The 22,715-nt window shown below is 61.2% G+C and carries 24 protein-coding genes; 17 read left to right on the top strand and 7 right to left on the bottom strand.

Going from position 1 to position 22,715, the window contains the following annotated elements:
• Positions 1-8: 8 nt before the first annotated feature.
• The 6 genes from GWL_RS07275 to rpsF all read right to left on the bottom strand — a co-directional run bounded on the left by GWL_RS07275 (position 9) and on the right by rpsF (position 3,988).
• On the bottom strand, positions 9-635 hold the full coding sequence (locus GWL_RS07275) for a DUF47 domain-containing protein (RefSeq protein WP_008328231.1): 627 nt from the start codon (positions 633-635) through the stop codon (positions 9-11).
• A gap of 200 nt (positions 636-835) precedes the next feature.
• Complete coding sequence (locus tag GWL_RS07270) at positions 836-2,281, bottom strand: replicative DNA helicase (RefSeq protein ID WP_008328230.1); 1,446 nt, start codon at positions 2,279-2,281, stop codon at positions 836-838.
• A 202-nt stretch (positions 2,282-2,483) separates the two neighbouring features.
• Positions 2,484-2,936, bottom strand: a complete 453-nt coding sequence (rplI, locus tag GWL_RS07265) for a 50S ribosomal protein L9 (protein WP_008328229.1) — start codon at positions 2,934-2,936, stop codon at positions 2,484-2,486.
• Positions 2,937-2,962: 26 nt separating this feature from the next.
• On the bottom strand, positions 2,963-3,247 hold the full coding sequence (gene rpsR, locus GWL_RS07260; RefSeq protein ID WP_006462643.1) for a 30S ribosomal protein S18: 285 nt from the start codon (positions 3,245-3,247) through the stop codon (positions 2,963-2,965).
• 54 nt (positions 3,248-3,301) lie between these two features.
• Entirely contained in the window at positions 3,302-3,601 is a 300-nt protein-coding gene (gene priB, locus GWL_RS07255; protein WP_008328228.1) for a primosomal replication protein N, read from the bottom strand.
• 21 nt (positions 3,602-3,622) lie between these two features.
• Positions 3,623-3,988: a 30S ribosomal protein S6 gene (rpsF, locus tag GWL_RS07250; protein WP_006462645.1), complete on the bottom strand. Its 366-nt coding sequence runs from the start codon at positions 3,986-3,988 to the stop codon at positions 3,623-3,625.
• A 328-nt stretch (positions 3,989-4,316) separates the two neighbouring features.
• Between rpsF and lexA the strand changes: the two genes are divergently transcribed.
• From lexA to GWL_RS07200, 10 genes are all read left to right on the top strand, one after another.
• Positions 4,317-4,976: a transcriptional repressor LexA gene (gene lexA / locus GWL_RS07245; RefSeq protein ID WP_008328226.1), complete on the top strand. Its 660-nt coding sequence runs from the start codon at positions 4,317-4,319 to the stop codon at positions 4,974-4,976.
• Between the two features lie 213 nt (positions 4,977-5,189).
• Positions 5,190-7,172, top strand: coding sequence for a tetratricopeptide repeat protein (locus tag GWL_RS07240; RefSeq protein WP_008328215.1), 1,983 nt, complete (start codon positions 5,190-5,192; stop codon positions 7,170-7,172).
• A 325-nt stretch (positions 7,173-7,497) separates the two neighbouring features.
• Positions 7,498-8,586, top strand: a complete 1,089-nt coding sequence (locus GWL_RS07235; RefSeq protein WP_008328213.1) for a flagellin — start codon at positions 7,498-7,500, stop codon at positions 8,584-8,586.
• Between the two features lie 78 nt (positions 8,587-8,664).
• Positions 8,665-9,024: a flagellar protein FlaG gene (locus GWL_RS07230; RefSeq protein WP_008328211.1), complete on the top strand. Its 360-nt coding sequence runs from the start codon at positions 8,665-8,667 to the stop codon at positions 9,022-9,024.
• Between the two features lie 228 nt (positions 9,025-9,252).
• Positions 9,253-11,322 (top strand): flagellar filament capping protein FliD, encoded by a 2,070-nt coding sequence (gene fliD, locus GWL_RS07225; RefSeq protein WP_008328209.1) that lies wholly within the window; start codon positions 9,253-9,255, stop codon positions 11,320-11,322.
• Positions 11,323-11,350: 28 nt separating this feature from the next.
• Positions 11,351-11,809, top strand: a complete 459-nt coding sequence (gene fliS, locus GWL_RS07220; RefSeq protein WP_008328208.1) for a flagellar export chaperone FliS — start codon at positions 11,351-11,353, stop codon at positions 11,807-11,809.
• Between the two features lie 5 nt (positions 11,810-11,814).
• Positions 11,815-12,144, top strand: coding sequence for a flagellar protein FliT (locus GWL_RS07215; RefSeq protein WP_008328205.1), 330 nt, complete (start codon positions 11,815-11,817; stop codon positions 12,142-12,144).
• Positions 12,145-12,146: 2 nt separating this feature from the next.
• The gene (locus GWL_RS07210) at positions 12,147-13,334 is read left to right on the top strand and encodes a flagellar hook-length control protein FliK (protein WP_034350238.1); all 1,188 of its coding nucleotides are present in this window, start codon (positions 12,147-12,149) and stop codon (positions 13,332-13,334) included.
• Positions 13,321-13,665 carry an EscU/YscU/HrcU family type III secretion system export apparatus switch protein gene (locus tag GWL_RS07205; protein ID WP_034350237.1) on the top strand — a complete coding sequence of 115 codons (345 nt, stop codon included), beginning with the start codon at positions 13,321-13,323 and terminating at the stop codon, positions 13,663-13,665. The genes GWL_RS07210 and GWL_RS07205 overlap by 14 nt, the downstream gene beginning before the upstream one ends.
• A gap of 23 nt (positions 13,666-13,688) precedes the next feature.
• Positions 13,689-14,444, top strand: coding sequence for a flagellar brake protein (locus tag GWL_RS07200; RefSeq protein WP_008328199.1), 756 nt, complete (start codon positions 13,689-13,691; stop codon positions 14,442-14,444).
• Positions 14,445-14,563: 119 nt separating this feature from the next.
• On the opposite strand, the gene fliE is transcribed toward GWL_RS07200, so the two are convergent.
• Complete coding sequence (fliE, locus tag GWL_RS07195) at positions 14,564-14,920, bottom strand: flagellar hook-basal body complex protein FliE (protein WP_008328197.1); 357 nt, start codon at positions 14,918-14,920, stop codon at positions 14,564-14,566.
• Between the two features lie 248 nt (positions 14,921-15,168).
• On the opposite strand from fliE, the gene fliF reads away from it, so the two are divergent.
• The 7 genes from fliF to fliL all read left to right on the top strand — a co-directional run bounded on the left by fliF (position 15,169) and on the right by fliL (position 22,711).
• Positions 15,169-16,950 carry a flagellar basal-body MS-ring/collar protein FliF gene (fliF, locus tag GWL_RS07190; protein ID WP_008328195.1) on the top strand — a complete coding sequence of 594 codons (1,782 nt, stop codon included), beginning with the start codon at positions 15,169-15,171 and terminating at the stop codon, positions 16,948-16,950.
• Positions 16,943-17,938 carry a flagellar motor switch protein FliG gene (fliG, locus tag GWL_RS07185; protein WP_006462657.1) on the top strand — a complete coding sequence of 332 codons (996 nt, stop codon included), beginning with the start codon at positions 16,943-16,945 and terminating at the stop codon, positions 17,936-17,938. The genes fliF and fliG overlap by 8 nt, the downstream gene beginning before the upstream one ends.
• Positions 17,939-18,000: 62 nt before the next feature.
• A complete protein-coding gene (gene fliH, locus GWL_RS07180) occupies positions 18,001-18,702 on the top strand; it encodes a flagellar assembly protein FliH (protein WP_008328191.1) in 702 nt (233 codons plus the stop codon).
• Positions 18,703-18,740: 38 nt separating this feature from the next.
• On the top strand, positions 18,741-20,147 hold the full coding sequence (gene fliI, locus GWL_RS07175) for a flagellar protein export ATPase FliI (protein WP_034350235.1): 1,407 nt from the start codon (positions 18,741-18,743) through the stop codon (positions 20,145-20,147).
• A gap of 37 nt (positions 20,148-20,184) precedes the next feature.
• A complete protein-coding gene (gene fliJ, locus GWL_RS07170; protein WP_034350233.1) occupies positions 20,185-20,625 on the top strand; it encodes a flagellar export protein FliJ in 441 nt (146 codons plus the stop codon).
• Between the two features lie 99 nt (positions 20,626-20,724).
• On the top strand, positions 20,725-22,071 hold the full coding sequence (locus GWL_RS07165; RefSeq protein WP_008328186.1) for a flagellar hook-length control protein FliK: 1,347 nt from the start codon (positions 20,725-20,727) through the stop codon (positions 22,069-22,071).
• 124 nt (positions 22,072-22,195) lie between these two features.
• Positions 22,196-22,711, top strand: a complete 516-nt coding sequence (gene fliL, locus GWL_RS07160) for a flagellar basal body-associated protein FliL (RefSeq protein ID WP_008328183.1) — start codon at positions 22,196-22,198, stop codon at positions 22,709-22,711.
• Positions 22,712-22,715 lie beyond the last annotated feature (4 nt).

The raw sequence follows: 22,715 nt of genomic DNA, 5'->3' as shown, positions 1-22,715 counted from the left end.
CCGACAGATCAGGCGTTTTCGACGATGATGCCTTCGATGATGTTGGCCACGTCTTCGCAGCGGTCGGTGACGGTTTCCAGGATTTCGTAGATGGCCTTGAGCTTGATCAGGGTGCGTACATCAGGTTCATCGCGGAACAGCTTGGACATGGCCGCACGCATGACGTGGTCGGCGTCGGATTCCAGGCGGTCGATTTCCTGGCAGATCGCCAGGATCTGGCGCGAATTGTCCATGTTCGACAGCAGGCCCACGGCCGCCTGCACCTTCTCGGCGCAGGACAGGCACAGCTCGGCCAGGCGCTTGGCCTCCGGCGTGATGGACTTGATGTCGTACAGCGAAATGGTCTGGGCAGCGTCTTCCAGCAGGTCCAGGATATCGTCCATGCGCGTGATCAGCTGGTGGATGTCATCACGGTCCAGCGGCGTGATGAAAGTCTTGTGCAGCAGTTCGATGGCATTGTGCGTGATCTTGTCGGCTTCCTTCTCGACGGCTTCAATGGCATGCACACGGATTTCGAGGTCATCGAAATTGGTCATCAGCGCTACCATTTCCTTCGCACACTTGACCGCCAGCTCTGCATGCTGATTGAAAAGGTCAAAGAATTTGCCTTCAGTCGGCATCAATCGTCCAAACATTTTTCTCTCTCATCAATGGTTAGCGCCCGGTTCAAGCGCCGTTTCGAACCGGCCTGCGGCTGCCCCCATGGAAGCCGGTATCCCGCCCTGCCGGTCCTGCACGAACGGCCTTGGGAGCCGTCCGCCTTGCATGCCACGGGCGCCCCAAGGCTGCCCGTGATCCTCCGGCGACGCACCTGACCGGCGCGTCGCCCATGGCCTCAGTCGCCGCCGTAAGGCTGCGCCAGATTGCCGATATAGTTGTCGTACTTGGTATACATCCCCAGGAAGGACAGGCGAATGCTGCCGATGGGGCCATTACGCTGCTTGCCGATGATGATTTCCGCCGTACCCTTGTCGGGCGAGTCCGGATTGTAAACTTCATCGCGGTAAATGAACAAAATGACGTCCGCATCCTGCTCGATGGCACCCGATTCGCGCAGGTCGGACATCACGGGACGCTTGTTGGGACGCTGTTCCAGCGAGCGGTTCAGCTGCGACAGGGCGATCACCGGACAATTGAGTTCCTTGGCCAGGCCCTTCAGGCTACGCGAGATTTCCGAGATTTCGGAGGCGCGGTTTTCGGAAGAGCTGCCGCCGTTGCCGGACATGAGCTGCAGGTAGTCGATGATGATCAGGCCCAGCTTGCCGCATTGACGCGCCAGGCGGCGCGAACGTGCGCGCAATTCGATGGGCGACAGCGCCGGGGTTTCATCGATGTAGAACTGAGCATCGTTCATCTTCTGGATGGCGTGCGTCAGGCGCGGCCAGTCCTCGTCGAGCAGGCGGCCGGTACGCAGGCGGTGCTGATCCAGCCGACCAACCGAACCCAGCATACGCATGGCCAGCTGGGCCCCGCCCATTTCCATGGAAAATACGGCCACCGGCAGACCCGACTCGATGGCCACATGTTCGCCGATGTTGATCGAGAAAGCGGTTTTACCCATGGAAGGACGACCCGCGACGATGATCAGGTCACCCGGCTGCAGGCCGGAAGTCATCTTGTCCAGGTCCATGAAGCCGGTGGGTACGCCGGTGATGTCGCTGGAGCTGTCGCGGTTGTAGAGTTCGTCGATGCGCTCGACCACCTGCGTCAACAGCGGCTGGATTTCCATGAAACCCTGGGAGCCACGCGAACCTTCTTCGGCGATGGCGAAGATCTTGGATTCGGCCTCGTCCAGCATGGACTTCACATCCTTGCCCTGCGGATTGAAGGCGTTACCGGAAATTTCGTCGGCCACCGTGATGAGCTTGCGCAGGATACCGCGATCACGGACGATCTCGGCATAGCGGCGGATGTTGGCAGCAGAAGGGGTGTTTTGCGCCAGCGCATTCAGATACACCAGGCCACCCACCTCTTCGGCCTTGCCGCTGGTGGACATGGCTTCATAGACGGTGATGACGTCAGCCGGCTTGGTGCTGTTGATGAGCTTGACGATGTGCTCGAAGATGATGCGATGGTCGTAGCGATAGAAGTCGTCAGCGCTGACGAAATCGGCAATGCGGTCCCAGGCTGCGTTGTCCAGCAGCAGGCCGCCCAGCACCGACTGCTCGGCCTCGATGGAGTGTGGCGGCACGCGGAGCGCATCGATCTGGGGATCGGAGGACTCCTTCTGGCCACGGAAAAATTCTGGATTGCCGCGGGACGATTCTTTCATGGCGCGCATTATAACCTGCTGATGTGAAGCCGTAGGTCAGGCCGAACGTTTTTGCACGACCTGCCGCTTCATATGAACGAATGCCATATGAAGCCCCCGACATCCCGGCGGATCGCGACGACCGCCAGCGGGACGCCGGAGGCAAAGACAATAAAAAAGCCAGGCGAACCCGGCTTTTCCATTGCAAAACGAATTGCAGCAAACAGGCGTATTACGCTTGCTCGCCCTTGACTGCGATGGTGACGTCGACCACCACGTCGGTGTGCAGAGCCACCGACACCGGGTGTTCGCCAACGATCTTCAGCGGGCCGTTGGGCAGACGCACTTGCGACTTTTCGACGGCGAAGCCCTTCTTGCCCAGCGCTTCAGCGATGTCGAAGTTGGTCACGGAACCGAACAGACGACCGTCAACACCGGCCTTCTGAGCGACTTCCACGGTGGCGCCAGCCAGCTTTTCGCCTTGGGCTTGAGCGGCGGCCAGCTTCTCGGCAGCGGCCTTTTCCAGCTCGGCGCGCTTGGCTTCGAATTCAGCGATGGCTGCATCGGTAGCGCGGCGGGCCTTGCGTTGCGGGATCAGGAAGTTGCGTGCGAAACCGTCCTTGACGCGCACGACATCACCCAGACCGCCGAGATTCACGATTTTTTCCAACAGAATGACTTGCATGTTTTTCTCCTATTTCTCGACGCTGATTAGGCGTTGTGCAGATCGGTGTACGGCAGCAGGGCCAGGTAACGCGCGCGCTTGATGGCGGTGTCAACTTGACGCTGGTAGTGGGCCTTGGTACCGGTCAGGCGTGCCGGCATGATCTTGCCGTTTTCCTGGACGAAGTCCTTCAGGGTGTCCACGTCCTTGTAATCGACCTGTTCAACGCCAGCGGCGGTGAAACGGCAGAATTTCTTGCGCTTGAACAGCGGGTTTTGCTGTTGACGCTTGTTTTTCAGCTTGCTTTTATCGAACTTTTTACCGAATGCCATGGTTGGCTCCTGTATCTAAAAATTGGGTAAGGTCTGTTTGGCTACCTTGCGTCTTCAATCCGACGCGACCGGGCCAAAATCAACGATATGAAACACGACACTCTTGCTGTTGCGATTCCTGCGGGCCAGAAAGCCGGTGAACCGGAAGACTTCACCCAGTGCCGCCTTGTTGAGGGCACCGGAGATTTCCCCTGCTGCCAGCGCTGCGATCTCGAATTCGACCTGACGCTGCATGCCAGCTTCCATCTGTTCCGACTGATGCTGCAACCTGGCAGTGACAATCGGGATACCGGCCGGCGTGTAACGTAAAACATCACGTTCTGCCAGGCTGGCGATGACTTGAAACTGGTTCACTCTCCGCGATGTTCGCAGCGCTTAAGCTGCCGGTGCTTCGGTACGGCTCTTGGCCGCGTCTTCCTTCTGCACTGCCTTCAGGATGGGGGAAGGACCGGTTTCGGCCTTCTTCATCTTGACGGTCAGGTGGCGCAGGACGGCGTCGTTGAACTTGAAGCCGGTTTCGATTTCAGCCAGCGTTTCGCTGTCGACTTCGATGTTCAGGCAGACGTAGTGAGCCTTGGCCAGCTTCTGGATCTGGTAGGCCAGTTGACGACGGCCCCAATCTTCGACACGGTGGACCTTGCCGCCGCGGGTGGTGACGATGCCCTTGTAACGCTCGATCATCGCCGGCACTTGCTCGCTTTGGTCCGGGTGGACGATAAATACGATTTCATAATGACGCATGTAGACTCCTTATGGACTTATTGAAGACGCCCACCCCGGCGTCAAGACGGGTGTGGGAAGAGGAAAACCCGAGATCATACTAGCTTTCGCCCACCAGGGCAATGTCGGAGCCCACAAACGCCGCCCCGGCGGTGAGATCGAGCGGTCAGCGCGCCACACTTTCCGACTTGGCGGCATCAAATCTCATGTGTCTGCCTATATATATGCAGGAGAAAGATTGCCTTTTCCGCCTCGCAAAGTGCATGTTGCCGTTGACACAAGGATTGTACCTGTATAAAAATACAGACTGTTCATCCAGACAGCCTTCCCTCCGAGAAAGGCCACCCCCATGCTCAAACTGACTGCGCGCCAGGAACAGATCCTGAACCTGATCAAGAACGCCATCGAGAACACCGGCTTCCCTCCCACGCGCGCAGAGATCGCCGCCGAATTGGGCTTTCGCTCCGCCAATGCGGCCGAAGAGCATCTGCAGGCCCTGGCCCGCAAGGGGGCCATCGAGATTTCTCCCGGCACCTCGCGCGGCATCCGCCTGCGCGAGTCCGGCGGGCTCCCAGGATCGGTGGCAGCACGACAAATGGCCCTGCCCCATCCGGCGCTGATGCAGCTGAGCCTGCCACTGATCGGACGGGTGGCGGCGGGTTCGCCCATCCTCGCCCAGGAACATGTGGAAAAGACCTACCAGGTCGACCCGGCCATGTTCCCGGCCAAGCCGGATTACCTGCTCAAGGTGCGCGGCATGTCCATGCGCGACGCCGGCATCCTCGACGGCGATCTGCTGGCAGTGCGCCGCGCCGATCAGGCGCGCAACGGCCAGATCGTGGTGGCCCGTCTGGCCGATGAAGTCACGGTCAAGCGCTATCAGAAGACCGGCAGCGTCATCACCCTCTTCCCCGAGAATCCGGAATTCGAACCCATCATCGTCAAGCCGGAAGAAGACCAGTTCGCCCTCGAAGGACTGGCCGTCGGATTGCTGCGCAGCTGGAACTGATCCCCGGGGCAGCCCACCGCCCCGCACCAGGCGAGCAGGCCGCAAGCCGCTCCAGCAGGCTGCGCGCCGTCTCTTGCTGCATCAACCTCCGCCTAAAACGGAGGTTTTTTGCTTTCTATTCAGCTCTTCGCAAGTGACGGGTTGCGCATATCATGCCTGCTGGATAGCTATGTCCGGCGCCAGCGATGCGCCCAACCAAGAGGACCCCTTTCGATGTCGACGCGCAAGAGCAGCAACAAGCACGGCAAACCCGTTCCGGCCCCGGCCGCCGCCAAGGCCAACCTGCAGGATCTGCTGGATGTCCGCAAGAGTCTCGATCTGCTGGACAGTCGCCAGACCGAACAAGCCAAGGCCATCTGCGTGGCCGTTCTCAAACGCGACCCGGAACTGGTCTTTGCCAATCACGCGCGCGGTCTGATCGCCACCCAGGAGGGACTGCACCCGGAGGCTGAGCACTATTTGCGCAAGGCCTTTGCGGCCGATCCCGCCAATGCCGAATACCTCAGCAACCTGGCCGCCGCCGTGCTGGCACAGGACCGGGTGGACGAGGCCATCAAGCTGTACGAGCAGGCCATCTCGCTGGACCGGGAAAACCGGGCAGCACGCATCGGCCTGGCCAATGCGCTGCACGAAAAGAATGACCCGGAAGCCTCCATTGCCTACTTCGAGGACGCGGTCAAACGGGAGCCGGATGCCCCCGGCCCCCTGTCCCACCTCGGTCGCGCCCTGGTCGAGGCCAAACGCTATCAGGAGGCGGTGGCCACGATTCTCAAATCGCTGGAACTGGACATCAGTTTCGCACCCGGACATACCGCCTTGGGCGAGGCGTTTTACGGCATGGAGATGTACAAGGAAGCACTGGAATCGCTCAAGACGGCCATCCTGCTCGACCCTCAAGACACCTATGCCCAGATCAAGATCGCCGATGCCTATCTGAAACTGGAGAAAATCAGCGAAGCGCACGAGCACCTGCAACGCATCATCGAGATTGCCCCCAGGGATCCCAACAGCTACATCCGCCTTGCTTCCAGCCTCTTTGCGACCCAGGACCGCTTCGAGGATGCCATGCAGCTCTTCAACAAGGCCCTCGAACTGGATCCCAGGCAGGCGCTGACTTACAACAACATGGGCGCGGTCCTGCATGATCACGGCGACACCCATGAGGCCGTAGCCAACTTCCGCAAGGCATTGACGCTGCGCCCCAACTATCCGACGGCGCAACACAACCTGGCCTTGAGCCTGTTGCTGCACGGCGAACTCAAAGAAGGCTGGGCCTGCCACGAAAGCCGTCTGGTCACGCGCGAGCGCGCCCATGTCTACAAGTTGATCCACAAGCTCTTCGGCATCATCCCGAAATGGGATGGAAAGTCCTCGCTGGCCGGGAAGTACATCCTCCTGATGCACGAGCAAGGCTTCGGCGACAGCATCCAGTTCCTCCGTTATGTCCGGCTGCTGGTCGCACAGGGCGCGCGGGTGGCGCTGCACGTCAAGAATCCTCTGTACCGGCTGTTCCAGTCCTTCACACCGGAAATCACGCTCATCCGCGAAAGCGATCCGCTGCCACCCTGCGACTGCGCCTATGTGCTCATGAGCCTGCCCTACGCACTGGGAACCGATACGGTGGAAGACATCCCGGCATTCCCGAGCTATCTGGCAGCCGATCCGGCCCTGGTCGAGGTCTGGCGCGAGCGCATCGCCGCCATGGGCGGCGCCGCACCCGGCAAGCTGCGTGTGGGCGTAGTCTGGGCCGGCAATCCGGAACACGGCAACGACCGCCATCGCTCCATCAGCCTGAACAAATTTGCCAGATTGTTCAGCCTGCCGAACATCGAGTTCTACTCTTTACAGAAAGGCAAGCCCACTGAAGGGCTGCGCACCCTGCCGCCAGACCAGAAGGTTCACAACCTGGGCGATCTGTGCACGGACTTCGCCGATACCGCCGCAGCCATCCACAATATGGACCTGATGATCAGCGTCGACACCTCCGTGGTTCACCTGGCCGGTGCCCTCGGCCATCCGACCTGGGCCCTGGTGCCACATGTACCGGATTGGCGCTGGCTCCAGAATCGCGACGACTCCCCTTGGTATCCGAGCATGCGCCTGTTCCGCCAGCCCGCCATCAGTGACTGGGACTCGGTCCTGACCCGGCTTGCCGACGAATTGGTCATCTTGCAACAGAAAAAAATGCAGGGATAAGACGCCCCTCTCCAGAGACCGCCCCGCTTTGTGCGCAGCACCAGCGGGGCTTTTTGTCAGCGGCGGACAAAATTTCTCAGTTTCAACAAAAAATCGCTAAAGTTTTCTGAAGTGCCGTCGAAAAACATGTGCTTGGAGTTTCAAAGCACGTAGTTTTAGGTCGGAAAGCCTTGAAAAAGATTTTTTTGCAGCAAACCCTAAACTTTTTCCAAGACTGCCCGATAAAGCAATCAACAGCGGTTGAAACGCCTGGGGCTCATGGGTAGAAGACCAAAGTTAAGCACTGAAACTCGGATCATCGGTCTCAAATCTTAGGAGAATTAACATGGCAGCAGTCATTAATACCAACATTGCGTCGCTCAACACCCAGCGCAATCTGAATTCGTCGCAAGCGTCGCTGAACACCTCGATCCAACGTCTGTCGTCGGGCCTGCGCGTCAACAGCGCCAAGGACGACGCCGCCGGTCTGGCCATTGCCGACCGCATGAACGCCCAGATCAAGGGCCTGGCAGTTGCACAGCGTAACGCCAACGACGGTATCTCGATGGCGCAGACCGCTGAAGGCGCTCTGTCGACCGTCGGCGACAACCTGCAACGTATGCGTGAGTTGGCTGTGCAGGCTGCCAACGGCACCAACAGCGCACAAGACCGCAAGACCCTCAACGACGAATACACCCAGCTGTCGCAGGAAGTGTTCCGCGTTCTGAACGGCACCAGCTTCAACGGCCAGAACCTGTTCACCGGTGTCGGTCAAGGTGCTTCGGCTGGCGTGGGCTCTTCGTCGGCCAACGTCAAGGCTTCGCTGACCCTGTCCTTCCAGGTCGGCGCCAACGTGTCGGACAACAAGCTCAACGACCAGATCACCATCACTCTGGATGACCTGTCCAACAACGGCACCATGGCCGACGTCATCGGCACCAGCGCCAAGGGCCTGATCGGTCTGGGCGACACCTCCGGCGTGAGCGCTGCTCAAACCACCTACACCTCGGCCAAGGCTGCCCTGGACAACCTGTTCGCCACCGGCTCCTCGCTGTCGGCCAGCGCCCTGGCTGCTTCGGCTGTGACCCTGCAGAAGGCCGTGGACAGCGCCAAGCTGTCCCTGGACAAGGCAGTGGCTGCTCCGTCGGCACAGAGCGATGCCCAGAAGGCGATCAAGAACCTGGACAAGGCCATCAGCCTGATCTCCTCCAAGCGTGCAGAGTTCGGTGCAGTGCAGAACCGCTTCAGCGCCGTCATCAGCAACCTGCAAGTGTCGAGCGAGAACATCACCTCGTCGCGCAGCCGTATCATGGATACCGACTACGCGCAGGAAACCGCGAACCTGACCCGTGCGCAGATCCTGCAACAAGCTGGTACCGCCATGCTGTCGCAGGCGAACTCGGCACCCCAGCAAGTGCTGTCGCTGTTGAAATAAGCCTGATAGCTAGGTAGGATGACGTGCGGGGGATAGACCTTATTCTCCGCACGTTCCTTTAAGGAAGGGAGTAGTACCATGTCGATTGCCCCACTTAACATCACTGCTGCTGGCGACTCCGGTACTGCATATGCAGCACCGAAGGCTGCCGACAAGCCCAATCCCGTGGTATCGACGGTCGCACCGGCGGCCACTCCGGAAGCCCGCCGCGCAACCGAAAGCGAAGTCAATGATGCCGTCGGCAAACTCAACGATTTTGCCGCCGCCAATGCCGCCGCCTTGAATTTCTCCAAGGACCAGGATACCGGCAAGACCATCATCAAGGTCGTTGATACTGCGACTGACACCGTGATTCGCCAGATTCCCAGCGAAGAAGCGATTGCCATCGCAAAGTCCATCGACAAGATGCAAGGCCTGTTGATCAAGGACAAGGCTTGAGTGTCAGCTCGAGTCTGGTACGAACTGCAGTGGCTCGAATAACCGCATGCGCCAATGCTCGCTCATTGCGCATGTCGGATTCGACTACTCTAGTTCATAACGGATTCAGATAGTCATCCCGCACAGCGTCCCTCTTTCCCCGACGCCGTACTCGAGAGCCCGTCTCCTCTTGACCGCGCTGGAAACTGCACAGCGCTGTGCTTCACGCAAAGTATCAGGAGTTGAACCGTGGCGACTTCCACCGGCACCATTTCCACATCGGCAGGCCCGCTTGATGTAGCCACTCTCGTAAGCCAGCTGGTTTCGGCCGAGAGTCAATCGCAACTGACCCCGCTGACCACCCAGGCGAGCAGCTACAACACGCTCATCTCCGCGTATGGAAGCCTCAAGAGTGCATTGTCGAGCTACCAGTCGGCGATCAAGTCGCTCACGTCGGCCAGCTTCAGTTCGCAGAAAAGCACAGTCAACAACGCCGGTACCGGGTCCACTCTGACCACCGATCCGTTCACCGCCGATATCAACGGCGACGACTCCACCAAGATCCTGGCGCAGAAGATCCAGTCGGCCGGCGTAAGCAGCGGCACCACCTACAATGCCGGGGATTCGATTGCGATCAAGATCGGCACGGGTTCACCGACCTTCATCACCCTCAAGGCCAACGCTACCCTGGCCGGCGTACGCGACGCGATCAATGCCGCCAAGGCTGGCGTGACCGCCTCCGTCGTCACCGATGGCAGCGGCGATCACCTGGTGCTGGAGTCCAACACCGGCGGCACGGCCAACACCATCAAGGTGAGCGCCAACAACAGCCTGTCCGCCTTCGCTTACGACCCGTCCAGCTCGACACCGAGCACCATGACCCAGACCCAGGCGCCGCGTGACGCCACCAAGGCGGCCTCGGGCACTTATTCGGTCAGCGTATCGCAGCTGGCGCAAACTCAAAAGCTGAGTTCGGCCAGCATCGTCCCCGGCACCACCTTCGACAGTGGCATCCTGGCCATCAAGACCGGCACCGGCTCGACTACCATCATCCAGCCTGCCACCAATAGCCTGACCGGCGTGCGTGATGCCATCAACAGCAGCGATGCCGGCGTGAACGCCACCATTGTCAGCGACGGTACCAACGACCACCTGGTCATCACGGCCAAGGACAGCGGTGCGGCCAACACCATCAAGATCACCGGCACCGGCAATTATTCGGTGTTCAGCTCGGACCCCAGCGGCACGGTGATCTCACCCAACGTCAGCACCAGCCAGACCTACAGTTCCGGCACGCTGAACCTGAAGGTGGGCGACACCACCGTGGCCATCAACCCCACTGCCAACGGCAGCGGCAACATCGACCTGAACCAGGTCATGAGCGCCATCAACAGTGCCAGCGCGGGAGTGACCGCCTCCATCAGCAACGATGGCAGCAACGACCACCTGGTGCTCACACCCACCGGCAGCAGCGCGACGGCGGCTGTTTCACTGACCGGGACCGGTGATTACTCCGGGCTGACCATGAGCGGCATGGGCCAATTGCTCAAGGCACAGGATGCCAAGCTGTCCATCGACGGCGTGACCGTGACCAGCACCAGCAACAAGGTCGAAAACGTCATTTCGGGCGTGACGCTGAACCTGTCCAAGGTCACCACCTCGTCCGACAGCTTCACGCTCAACATCAGCAACGACACCTCCGGCATCACCACGGCGGCCAACAGTTTCGTATCGGCCTACAACACCCTGGCCAAGGCCGTGGCCAGCATGACGGCGCAGACACCCTCGACGACCTTGGGGCAGGCCAATACGTCGGCACCGCTGGCCAGCGAGTCATCGGTGCAGACCATCATGAGCCAGTTGCGCAACACCCTGTTCTCCAGCGTGGATGGCGGCAACGGCATCAGCACCCTCTCCGACATCGGCATCGCCTTCCAGAAGGACGGCACCCTGGCACTGGATGCCACCAAGCTGTCGACGGCGACCACCAACAACTTCGCGGGCATTGCCAATCTGTTCACTGCCACTGATCCGGATCCGACCAACACCACATCGTCCAAAAATGGTATCGTCACCAAATTGCAGACGTTGATGACCAATCTGCTCAGCGATACCGGCATCATTGCCTCCAAGACCAACGGACTGCAAGCCAGTCTGAAGATCAACCAGGATCGCCAGACCGCGGTGCAGACCCGTCTGTCGAATCTGAAAGACGACTATACCAATCAGTTCAACCGCCTCAACGTCACGCTGGCCAGCATGCAGTCCACCCAGAGCTACCTGACCCAGCAATTGGCCAGCCTGGCCAAGAGCGGTTGAAGTGATACCGCGAACATAGGAGAACGTCATGTTCGGAACCATGAAACGCGGGGCCAACGCCTACGCAAATATCGGCGTGGAAACCGGGGTGGTTGCGGCCAGTCCGCACAAGCTCATCACCATGCTCTTCGACGGCGCACTGGTGGCCATCGCACTGGGCAGGAAGTCCATGGGCGAGGGCAACATCAAGGACAAGGGCGAATCCATCACCAAGGCCATCCTGATCATCGACAACGGCCTGCGCGCCAGCCTGAACAAGGAAGTCGGCGGCGAACTGGCGCTCAATCTCGATTCGCTCTATGAATACATGAGCCGCCGCCTGTTCGAGGCCAACGCGACCAACAACCCGGCCATCCTCGACGAGATCCACGGACTGCTTGAGGATATCCGTTCCGCGTGGGAACAGATCGGTCCGAATGCAGCGCAGCCCGCTGCGCCGATGACCATGGTGCAAGACGTCCCTCTCTCCAGCTTTGCAAAGGCATGACTGACATGAACGGTGACGACGTCATCGCGCTCTACGAGTCCATCTCGAAGCTGACCAACGAGATGCTGTCGGCCGCCCGTGCCGGTGACTGGGACTTGCTGGCCGCACTCGAAGCCCAGTGCGGCCAGCACATCGCCAGCCTGCGCGACAGCGAGGAACATGTCGCCCTGCCTGAGCCGCTGCGCCATCGCAAGGTCGACATCATCAAGAAGATCCTCGAAGACGACCGCGACATCCGCAACCTCACCGAACCGGGATTGCGCAAACTGTCGGCAATGATCCAGAGCAACCAGACCGAACAGAAGCTCCTCAATACCTACGGCATGGGTAGTTGACCATGTTGCCGCGGGCCGATATTGCCAGCGCCGTCCAGCCCGTCAATCCTGTCGAAGCGGCGACCGCCGTCGTTTCGGTTGCCGATGCGCGGCAGGAAGCCTTCAGTCGCCTGGCCCAGATTGCAGTGGGCCAGCAGATGTCGGGCCGCATCCTCTCCAATTTCAACGACGGCACCTTCCTGGTGCGCATCGCCAATACGGCCGCGCGCATGGTGCTGCCCAACAGCGCCAAGGTAGGCGATACCCTGACCCTGACGCTGGTCTCGAAGGATCCCCGCCCGACTTTCTCGGTCAACGAAGGCAGCATCCACCCTGACGAGGAAAGCGCCTCCGTGGCCTTGAGCAGTGCCGGGCGCGCGATGCAGAAGGACCTGAAGTCGCTGCAGTTCGTTACCCGCGACGAAAGCGGTGCGGGACAGATCGCGCAGAACGAGGATATCGCTGCCGATGCCCAGGCAAAAGGCCCTCGCCAGGGGCAATCGGGCGCTCCCGCCAGTACCACCACCACGCTCAGCCATGCCGGCCGCCTGATCGACACGCTGTTGCACGCATCCCAACAGGGCGACGTGGCCGATCACATCAATGCGGCCACCCCCTTGCTGCCCAAGGCCGGGGTCGCCCCCGAACAGATGGCCGCAGCCTTGAAGGATGCCATTACCAACAGCGGCGTCTTCTACGAGTCGCACGTGGCCGCCTGGGCCGCCGGACAACGTCCGGCCGCAGACCTGATGAAGGAACCGCAAGCCCAGGTCGCTGCGCGACAGGGTGGCGACATCAATCTGCTCAGCGACAGCGATCCCTCCCAGAATCAGCTGGGACAGATCATCAACCTCCAGCTCAACGCCCTGGAACAGCAGCGCGTGGTCTGGCACGGCGAAGTCTGGCCCGGCCAGAAGATGGAATGGGAAATCAATCAGGAACAGGGCCAGAACAGCCGCGAACAAGCCGGCGCCGAGGACGAGAACACGCCCACCTGGCATAGCGTGGTGCGCTTCAACTTTGCCCACCTGGGCAGCGTCTCGGCCTCGATCCGGTTGATTGGTCAGCAGATCCACGTACAGGTGAAAGCCGACAACGAAGCCGCCGCCGCTGCCCTGCGCGGCAACAGCGCGCTGTTTTCCGGTGCCATGGCGGCTGCCGGCACCTCCCTGGACTCACTGATTGTCAAGCAAGCCGATGGAGAAACCTAATATCCCCCTGCAAAACGCCGTGGCCCTGGCCTACAACGCCAGCCAGGCAGCCCCGCAGGTGGTGGCCAAGGGCCGCGGCCTGGTGGCAGAAGCCATCATTGCGCGGGCGCGCGATGCGGGCGTCTATGTCCATGAATCCAAGGAGCTGGTCTCACTGCTGATGCAGGTCGAACTGGACCAGCAGATCCCCCCTGCCCTGTACCGCACCGTGGCGGAATTGCTGGCCTGGCTATATCGTATTGAAAATATGCAATTAAGCGGGTCAGTGATGTATGATACGGGGTTAAATTATTCCAACAAATCCTCAGGGGAAAGCGATCCCACTCGCTGAATTCAGACGTACAAGACGCACAGATGGCTAACCACGACGAGATCGACGACGACAGCCCATACCGGGTTCATTCACGGAGGGAGATCATTGCCCTGCTGACCAGCATGATGGAGAAGAACCAGCTCCTGAGCCTGCTGATCAAGGGCGGATCCGAGTCCGTGATCACTTCCATTCTGGAAGTCGATGACGATGACGACTCGCTCATCATCGACGCCGCCCCCAGCGCCATGCTCAACGAGAGCATCGTGTCGAGCAAGCGCATCAATTTCGAGGCGCTCTACAACAGCATCCGCATTACCTTTGCCGTCGATGGCGCACGCCAGGTCGAATACCAGAGCCGCCCGGCATTGCGGGTCGATATCCCCGAAAGCCTGGTGCGCCTGCAGCGCCGCGAGTATTTCCGCATCCCCACGCCGATCGCCAAGCCGCTGCGCTGCACTTTCCGCATCACCCAGCCGGATGGCTCCTTCATCACGGTCGTTACGCTGCTCAACAATATCAGCGCCGGCGGCGTGGGCATCACCGACGAAAAGAAGCTGCTCCCCACCACTCCGGGCGTGACCTACGAAGATTGCCAGCTGGAGCTGGGTGACAATACCCTGGTATCGGTCAAACTGCAGGTGCGCGACTGCAAGGAATTCAAGATGACCAATGGCAAGGTGGTCAATCGCTTCGGTCTGCAGTTCATCGACATCCCGCGTACGGTGCTGGCCGCGATCCAGCGCTTCATCACCAAGCTGGAACGCGAACAGAACGCCAAGGCCTCAGGCATGATGTAAGCCGGTGCGCCCTGCCGGGCGCGCCAATGACAAAACACCCCAGCAACCGGATCACCGGTTCTGGGGTGTTTTGTCATGTACAACCGTCCCTTGCCAGGGGCGACCTCAAGCAGAAAACTTCACACCTGCATGGTCATGATGTCACGGTAAGCCGAGACCAGCTTGTTGCGCACCTGGATACTGGTCTGGAAGGAAATGTTGGCTTTCTGCGAAGCGATCATCACATCCGACAGGTTCACGTTGTCATCCCCCATGGCAAAGGCCTGCGACATCTTGGCCGCCTTCTGCTGAGAATCGTTGACCTGGTCGATCGCGCCCTTGAGCACGTCGGCAAAATCCACCCGCTGGGCCGGTTTTTCGGCTGCCACGCTGCTCTGAACCGGGTCCACACCCCCTTGGGCGCGGGCCGCTGCCGCCTTCAGCTGGGCTACCATTGCTTCGATCTTGCTGGTGTCGATCACGCTGTCAATTGCCATTTCCCACCTCTTGAGTTCATTTTGCCGCCTGGCAAAAGTACCACACGCACCTTCGCCATCTACAGCAGCACCTTAACACTGCTGCATTGACAAATCGCACCAATAAGCGGGGAATTTGCCATTCTGTTCGGCCGATCAAATTCCCGCTACCAACGGACAATCCACACTGAGCAAAAAACCTCACAAAGGTAGGCAGTGATCAAAGTATTCATCAAGCTGGCAATCGAGGGAACGCCAGAGGGGAAATCATGGCGGTAGCAGCCGACGGCACGATGACCGGCGAGACCAACAATTCGGGCGAACTCGGCAACAACGAGGGCATGCCCCAGGGGCAGTCCGCCCAGGGCGGCATGATGGGCTACGCCCGTTCGCCCCAGGGCAAGCGCATTCTGCTCATCATTGCCGCCGCTGCGACCCTGGCGCTGATGGCCGGCATCTGGCTGTGGAGCCAGAAGGTCGAGTATCGCGTCCTGTTCGCCAACTTCAATGACCGCGACGGTGGCGCCATCGTGGCCTCGTTGCAGCAGATGAACGTGCCCTACAAGTATTCCGAAGGCGGCACGGCCATCCTGGTGCCCGAAAACATGGTGCATGACGCGCGCCTGAAACTGGCCGCTCAGGGCCTGCCCAAGGGCGGCAATGTCGGCTTCGAGCTGATGGAGAACCAGAAGCTGGGCATTTCCCAGTTCCTGGAACAAGTCAATTTCCAGCGCGCCCTGGAAGGCGAACTGGCGCGCTCGGTGGAATCCCTGGCGCCGGTCCAGACCGCCCGTGTGCACCTGGCCCTGCCCAAAGCGTCGGTGTTCGTGCGCGACCAGCAAAAGCCGACCGCCTCGGTGATCCTGAGCCTCTATCCGGGCCGCTACCTCGATCAGCAACAGGTCAGTGCCGTCGTGCACCTGGTCGCCAGCAGCGTCCCCGAGCTCTCGCCCAAGGCCGTGACCATCGTCGACCAGAACGGCAATCTGCTCTCCGACACCACCAAGCAAGGCCAGACCAACACCCTCGATCCGACCCAGCTGAAGTATGTCCAGGATCTGCAGCAGGACATCGTCAAGCGCGTCGAATCCATCATTGCACCCATCGTCGGCAACGGCAACGTGCGTGCCGAGGCCACGGCCGATGTGGACTTCTCCCGCTCCGAGCAGGCTTCCGAAGCCTACAAGCCCAATCAGACCCGCGACACCGCCGCCGTTCGCAGCAAGCAGAGCAGCGAGTCCAACAGCGCCACCTCCGGCACGTCGGGCGTACCCGGCGCGCTGACCAACCAGCCCCCTGCCCCGGCCACCGCCCAGATCGTCAATCCGGCGGCCGCCAATGGTGCAGCCAACCAGAATACTGCGGCCACGCCCAATGGCGCAGCACCGACTCCTGCGGCCAGCGGCAATTCGCGCAAGGATGAGACCATCAACTACGAGGTCGACAAGACGGTGCGCTACACCCAGCAACCCATGGGTGGCGTGCGTCGCCTGACGGTGGCCGTGGTGGTGAACTACAAGCGCACCCTGGACAACACCGGCAAGATCGTCATGCGCCCGCTGACCGAAGCCGAGCGCAACCAGATCACCGATCTGGTCAAGGAGGCAATGGGTTACAACAAGGATCGCGGCGACTCGCTCAACGTGGTCAATACCCAGTTCAGCACCGACATGGAACCGGAAGTGCCACTGTGGAAGCAGCCGGGCATGATCGAACTGGCCAAGGAAATCGGCAAGTACGTACTGGTGGCCGCGGTCCTGCTGTTCCTCTACTTCCGCGTGCTGCGCCCCATCGTCTGGAAGCTGTCGGGCCGCGAAGAACGCGAACGCCTGGCCAAGGAAAAGGCCGAGGCCGAAGCCGCCGCCGCTGCCGCAGCGGTTGCCGCCGGCTTCGATCCGGACGATCCGGACGCCATCGTCAACCTCTCCGGCGAGCCGGCAGTGGACGAACGTGCCCAGTACAAGGCCAATCTGGAAACCGCCAAGCAGTGGGCCAAGAATGATCCGAAACTGGTGGCAAGCATCATCAAGTCATGGGTGAACAATGAGTAACGACGGCGTTCAAAAAGGCGCCATCCTGATGCTCGCCCTGGGCGAGGATGAGGCCGCCGAAGTCATGAAATATCTGGGCCCGAAAGAGGTCCAGAAGCTGGGCGCGGCCATGTCGGCCCTGCGCAATGTCAGCTTCGAAGAAATCAACGAAGTGCTGGAAGCCTTTGTCGCCGAGACCGGCCAGGCCTCCTCGCTGGGACTGGATTCGGACGAATACATCCGTAGCGTGCTGACCAAGGCCCTGGGCGACGACAAGGCCACCTCCCTGCTCAACCGCATCCTGGGCGGACGCGATGCGTCCGGCATCGAAAGCCTCAAGTGGATGGACGCGCAGTCGGTGGCCGAGCTCATCCGCAACGAACACCCGCAGATCATCGCCACCATCCTGGTCCACCTGGAGCGCGACCATGCCTGCGGCATCATCAACAATTTCACGGAACGTTTGCGCAACGACGTCATCCTTCGTATTGCAACCCTGGACGGCGTGCAGCCGGCCGCGTTGCGCGAACTCAATGACGTGTTGACCAAGCTGCTGACCGGCAACGAAAGCCTCAAGAAGCAACAGATGGGCGGCATCCGTACTGCGGCCGAGATCCTCAACTTCATGTCGGGCGAGAACGAGACCTCGGTGATGAACAACCTGCGCTCCTACGACGAGGACATGGCGCAGAAGATCATGGACGAGATGTTCGTCTTCGAGAACATCATCGATATCGACGGCCGCGGCATCCAGCTGCTGCTGCGCGAAGTCCAGTCCGAGTCGCTGATCGTGGCCCTCAAGGGTGCCTCGCAAGGCCTGCGCGACAAGATCTTCGCCAACATGTCGCAGCGTGCGGCCGAGATGATGAAGGAAGACCTGGAGTCCAAGGGACCGGTGCGCCTGTCCGAAGTGGATGCGCAACAGAAGGCCATTCTGCAGATCGTGCGCCGCCTGGCCGACGAAGGCCAGATCGTGCTGGGTGCCAAGGGCGAGGACGCGTTCATCTGATGCACTTGAAGCGGTCCATGCAGGATGCTGTCGGCATGCCGGCCTGAGGAGTCAAAGAAGCCATGCGTGCAAAGATCATACCCAAGGAAGAGATGACGCCCTACCAGCGCTGGGAGCTGGCGTCCTTCAACGAAGAACCCGAACCGGAGCCGGAACCGCTGCCGGAAGAGGAAGAGTTTCTGGAAGAACCGCCGCCAGTCCCCCAACTGACGGCCGAGCAGCTCGACGCCATCCGCGAGGCCGCACGCCAGGAGGGCTTTGCCGAAGGCCGCGGGCACGGCCTGCAGGCCGGCCGCTCGGAGGGCTATATGGCCGGATTGCAGCAAGGCCAGCAGGAAGTCAACGAAGTCATCCAGCACTTCCGCCAGATCGCCGTCAACTTCAGCACCGAAGTCTCCCAGTGCAGCGAAAAGATGGCCCCCGAACTGCTGGACCTGGCACTGGACCTGGCCAAGTCCATGTTGAAGACGGCCTTGAACGTGCGCCCCGAACTGATCCTGCCGACGGTGAGTGCCGCCATCCACGCCCTGCCCGTGCTGCAACTGCCGGCCAGCCTGACACTGCACCCGGACGATGCCGCGCTGGTGCGCAAGCACCTGGGCGAAGAACTGGCCCAGCAAGGCTGGAAGATCGAGGAAGACGCCCTGCTCGACCGCGGCGGCTGCCGTGTCGAAACCCGCACCAACCAGATCGATGCCACCACCCAGACGCGCTGGCAGCGTCTGGGCGAGTCGCTGTCCAAGCAGCTCGACTGGCTGGAATGAGGTGTCCGCCGTGATACCGACCTGAACGGGAGACCCGCATGAACTCCCCGATGCCATCCCATAGCAGCCTGTGGCAAGCCTATCTGCACAACTGTCGCAGCCTGGTGGCCATGGCCGAGCCTACCCGCACGGCCGGGCGCATCACGCGCGTGGCCGGACTGGTGATGGAAGCGGTCGGACTGAAGCTTCCTGTGGGCAGCCCCTGCAATGTACCGCTGCCCAACGGCACGATGATCGAAGCCGAAGTCGTCGGTTTTCAAGATGAACGTTTGTTCCTGATGCCGCAGAGCGATGTCGAAGGCATCGTTCCCGGCACCCGCGTCTATCCCGTCGAACCGGTGCGTCCACCGCCGCGCACCGGCCCCATCAGCTTCACCCCGCGCCGCGCCGACGAGCACAGCCGCCGCCTGCCGGTCGGCGACGAACTGCTGGGCCGCGTGCTCGACGGTGCCGGTCGGCCGCTGGACAATCTGGGCCCCCTGCATACCGAACGCTCGGCCCCGTTGGCCGTGCGTGCCGCCAACCCGCTGGGACGCGCACCGATCCGCGACATCCTCGACACCGGCATTCGCGCCATCAACACCATGCTTACCGTAGGACGGGGCCAGCGCATGGGCCTGTTCGCCGGCTCGGGCGTAGGCAAGAGCGTGCTGCTGGGCATGATGGCGCGCTATACCAGCGCCGATGTGATCGTGGTCGGCCTGATCGGTGAGCGCGGTCGCGAAGTGAAGGAATTCATCGAACAGATCCTTGGTGCCGAGGGCCTGGCACGCTCGGTGGTGGTGGCTGCACCGGCCGACACCCCGCCGCTCATGCGCCTGCAGGGCGCCGCCTATTGCACTTCCATTGCCGAGTATTTCCGCGACCAGGGCAAGGATGTGCTGCTGATCATGGATTCGCTGACCCGTTACGCCATGGCGCAGCGCGAAATCGCCCTGGCCATCGGCGAGCCGCCGGCCACCAAGGGCTACCCGCCCTCGGTCTTCGCCAAGCTGCCGGCCCTGGTGGAACGCGCCGGCAATGGCGATGAGGGAGGCGGCTCCATCACCGCCTTCTACACCGTGCTGACCGAAGGCGACGACCAGCAGGACCCGATCGCCGATGCCGCCCGCGCCATCCTGGACGGCCACATCGTGCTCAACCGCCAGCTGGCCGAAGCCGGCCACTATCCGGCCATCGACATCGAGCAATCCATCAGCCGTGCCATGCACAGCATTACCGACGCCGACCATCAGCGCCGTTCACGCCATCTGAAGCAATTGTATTCACGTTTCCAGCGCAACCGCGACCTCATCAGCGTGGGCGCCTATGCCGCCGGCAGCGATCCCATCCTGGATGAAGCCATTGCCTTGTTGCCAAGAATGGAAGCCTTTTTGCAGCAAGGCATCCATGAGCAAGCCGATGTATCAGAGAGCTTGAGGCAACTTACCGCTCTATTCGGGTGATTGAGCGCGCATCCTCAAAAATATAATCAGAGCGATCATGGCTACTCCCTCCGCACTTGATACGCTGATTGAATTGGCGACCAAAGAGACCGACGAAGCGACCAAGCGCCTCGGTCGGGCTATTCGCGTGAGTGAAGAAGCACAGCAGAAGCTGGGCATCCTGCAGCAATACCGCGACGATTACGCCGCGCGCTTCCAGGAAACACTGACCAATGGCCTGACTGCGCTGGCCTATCGCAATTTCCAGTTGTTCCTGGAAAAGATCGACAACGCCATCGACGGCCAGGTCAACGTGGTACAAAGCAGCCAGCAGCGTGTGGCCGAAGCCCGTGCAGCATGGCAGGCCTGCGAGCGCAAGCGCATGTCCTATGACACCCTGGCCACCCGCGCCCGGGACCAGGAGCAGCGCAAGGAAAACAAGCGCGACCAGAAGTCCATGGACGAGCATGCCGCCCGCATCAGTTTCTACAAGCGCTGAGCGCTGAAACGCCCAGCCACGCAATACCGAAACCGTACGCAACGCACCACAACCCGCATCCTAGAGCAGCAGACAGCACTTACCGACAGGCCCACCATCATGAACACTTCCCTGCCGTTGTTGAACGTGATTACCGGCTCCCAGGCCGCCACAGGCGCGCGCTCGGGCAATCCTGCCGACAGCTTCTCGGCCGATGTCCCCTTCAACCAGGTGCTCAACAGCCAGGTCAGCACGCGCGTGCAGGACAACCAGGCCCAGGCGCGCCAGGCACAGCAGAACGCCGACAACCAGGCCGCCAATGCCCAGGCTGCGGCCAAACAGGCGGCCGCCAGTCAATCGGCTGCCAGCCAGCAATCCCCCAACGCCGCCAACAGCGCCAGTCACGCCGGCAAGAGCGACGGCAGTGACGAGAGCAGCCAGGTCAGCGACAAGGACAAGGACGAAGACGGCAGCGACACCACCACCCAGGCCTCGGCCGAACTGCTGGCCCTGGTGGCCAACATCGCCCAGAACGCCGTCAAGCACGGCGATGGCAAGGCCAAGGGCGAGAGCAGCGAGGCTGACCTGCTGGCCCAGGCCAAGCGCGGCGGTGGCAAGCTGTCCCTGGCGGATCAGCAGCAAGCCCTGGCCGAAGACAAGCAAGGCAAGCTCGATCCGGCCGCCCTGCAGGATGCCCTGGCTGCCGCCAGAGGCAAGCAGGGTGCCGCCGCCGGCGAACTGGCCGGCAAGAGCAACGCCGAGGCCAACCCGCCCCAGCAAAACGGCCACGGCAAGGACGGCAAGCCAGCCATCGACCTCAGCGCCGCCGCCAAGGCCGAGCCCAAGGAAGATGCCAGTGCCCTGGCCGCACGTGCCCAGCTGAACAAGACCGCGCCCGAGATGGCAGCGCCTGCCCGACAGGACCAGGCCCAGGCGGCCCCGCAGCCGCTGGCCCTGCCCGTCATGCAGCAAACCGCTGCGGCCAACCAGACGCAGGCCGTGTTCGCCCCGGCCTACAGCGACAAGATCCAGTCCAACGTCGGCAGCGCCGGCTGGAACCAGGCCCTGGGCACCAAGATCACCTGGATGGCCACCGCCGGCATGCAGAGTGCCTCGCTGAGCCTGAACCCGCCGGACCTGGGCCCGATGCAGGTGGTCCTGAACGTGCACAACCAACAAGCCGATGCCACCTTCATCACCGCCCAGCCGGAAGTGAAGCAGGCGCTGGAAGCGGCCCTGCCCAAGCTGCGCGAAATGATGGACCAGGCCGGCATCCAGCTCGGCCAGGCCAATGTCCAGACCGGCATGCCCAACCAGCATCAGGGGGCAGGCAATGGCCAGCAGCAGGCGCGCAGCGGGTCCTCCTCCAGCTTCGGCAAGGAACAGGAGGGCGACGTCGCCCTCGGCGGCAGCGTCACGGCAGCCGCAACCTCCAGTGGACTGGGCCTGGTCGATACCTTCGTGTAAGCGCCGAGACCGGAAACCTTAAAAAACATGCAATTTTCGTCCGTGCGGGACTCAACAATGCGATTTGGCTGCCGATAAGCAGATAAGCCCTCAACCCGCGCTGACGAACTGAAAGGAATAGTAGATGGCAACAAAAGGAAAAGCCCCGGCCAAGGGAGCTGAAGCAGAAGCAGCACCGGCAAAATCCAGCAAGAAGATGCTCTTCATCATCATCGGTGTCGTGCTGGTACTGGTGATCGGTGGTGCAGCAGCTTTCTTCATGATGGGTGGCAAGGGCAAGAAGGGTGAGGATCATGCCGAAGAGAAGGTCGAGGCCAAGGCGCCAACCTTCGTGGTGATCGAACCCTTTGTGGTGAACCTGCAGCAGGAAACCGGCGACCAGTACCTGCAAGTGGCCATGACCCTGCAGGTGCCGGACAGCCAGACCGCCGAAGCCCTCAAGCTGTACATGCCCCAGGTGCGCAGCCGCCTGCTGATGGTGCTCTCCAGCAAGAAGGCGTCCGAACTGCTCACCAGCGAAGGCAAGCGCCGTCTGACCGACGAGATCATCGACCAACTGGGCGAGCCGTTCTCGGGCAAGGGCAAGGGACCGCAGATCACCGACGTGTTCTACACCTCGTTCGTGATCCAACAGCAGTAACACC

The organism is Herbaspirillum sp. GW103, from assembly GCF_000261365.1.
Taxonomy (GTDB): Bacteria; Pseudomonadota; Gammaproteobacteria; order Burkholderiales; family Burkholderiaceae_D; genus Herbaspirillum.
This window is presented reverse-complemented; position numbering and strand designations above follow the sequence as displayed.

What these genes read in the sequence shown, in the direction of transcription:
- fliH (WP_008328191.1), top strand. Translation starts at nt 18,001, where the DNA reads ATGCGTGCAAAGATCATACCCAAGGAAGAGATGACGCCCTACCAGCGC.
- GWL_RS07210 (WP_034350238.1), top strand. Translation starts at nt 12,147, where the DNA reads ATGTTGCCGCGGGCCGATATTGCCAGCGCCGTCCAGCCCGTCAATCCT.
- fliF (WP_008328195.1), top strand. Translation starts at nt 15,169, where the DNA reads ATGGCGGTAGCAGCCGACGGCACGATGACCGGCGAGACCAACAATTCG.
- GWL_RS07270 (WP_008328230.1), bottom strand. Translation starts at nt 2,281, where the DNA reads ATGCGCGCCATGAAAGAATCGTCCCGCGGCAATCCAGAATTTTTCCGT.
- GWL_RS07230 (WP_008328211.1), top strand. Translation starts at nt 8,665, where the DNA reads ATGTCGATTGCCCCACTTAACATCACTGCTGCTGGCGACTCCGGTACT.
- GWL_RS07275 (WP_008328231.1), bottom strand. Translation starts at nt 635, where the DNA reads ATGTTTGGACGATTGATGCCGACTGAAGGCAAATTCTTTGACCTTTTC.
- GWL_RS07200 (WP_008328199.1), top strand. Translation starts at nt 13,689, where the DNA reads ATGGCTAACCACGACGAGATCGACGACGACAGCCCATACCGGGTTCAT.
- rpsF (WP_006462645.1), bottom strand. Translation starts at nt 3,988, where the DNA reads ATGCGTCATTATGAAATCGTATTTATCGTCCACCCGGACCAAAGCGAG.
- GWL_RS07215 (WP_008328205.1), top strand. Translation starts at nt 11,815, where the DNA reads ATGAACGGTGACGACGTCATCGCGCTCTACGAGTCCATCTCGAAGCTG.
- GWL_RS07240 (WP_008328215.1), top strand. Translation starts at nt 5,190, where the DNA reads ATGTCGACGCGCAAGAGCAGCAACAAGCACGGCAAACCCGTTCCGGCC.
- fliL (WP_008328183.1), top strand. Translation starts at nt 22,196, where the DNA reads ATGGCAACAAAAGGAAAAGCCCCGGCCAAGGGAGCTGAAGCAGAAGCA.
- GWL_RS07205 (WP_034350237.1), top strand. Translation starts at nt 13,321, where the DNA reads ATGGAGAAACCTAATATCCCCCTGCAAAACGCCGTGGCCCTGGCCTAC.
- lexA (WP_008328226.1), top strand. Translation starts at nt 4,317, where the DNA reads ATGCTCAAACTGACTGCGCGCCAGGAACAGATCCTGAACCTGATCAAG.
- fliG (WP_006462657.1), top strand. Translation starts at nt 16,943, where the DNA reads ATGAGTAACGACGGCGTTCAAAAAGGCGCCATCCTGATGCTCGCCCTG.
- fliI (WP_034350235.1), top strand. Translation starts at nt 18,741, where the DNA reads ATGAACTCCCCGATGCCATCCCATAGCAGCCTGTGGCAAGCCTATCTG.
- GWL_RS07235 (WP_008328213.1), top strand. Translation starts at nt 7,498, where the DNA reads ATGGCAGCAGTCATTAATACCAACATTGCGTCGCTCAACACCCAGCGC.
- rplI (WP_008328229.1), bottom strand. Translation starts at nt 2,936, where the DNA reads ATGCAAGTCATTCTGTTGGAAAAAATCGTGAATCTCGGCGGTCTGGGT.
- GWL_RS07165 (WP_008328186.1), top strand. Translation starts at nt 20,725, where the DNA reads ATGAACACTTCCCTGCCGTTGTTGAACGTGATTACCGGCTCCCAGGCC.
- fliJ (WP_034350233.1), top strand. Translation starts at nt 20,185, where the DNA reads ATGGCTACTCCCTCCGCACTTGATACGCTGATTGAATTGGCGACCAAA.
- fliE (WP_008328197.1), bottom strand. Translation starts at nt 14,920, where the DNA reads ATGGCAATTGACAGCGTGATCGACACCAGCAAGATCGAAGCAATGGTA.
- fliS (WP_008328208.1), top strand. Translation starts at nt 11,351, where the DNA reads ATGTTCGGAACCATGAAACGCGGGGCCAACGCCTACGCAAATATCGGC.
- rpsR (WP_006462643.1), bottom strand. Translation starts at nt 3,247, where the DNA reads ATGGCATTCGGTAAAAAGTTCGATAAAAGCAAGCTGAAAAACAAGCGT.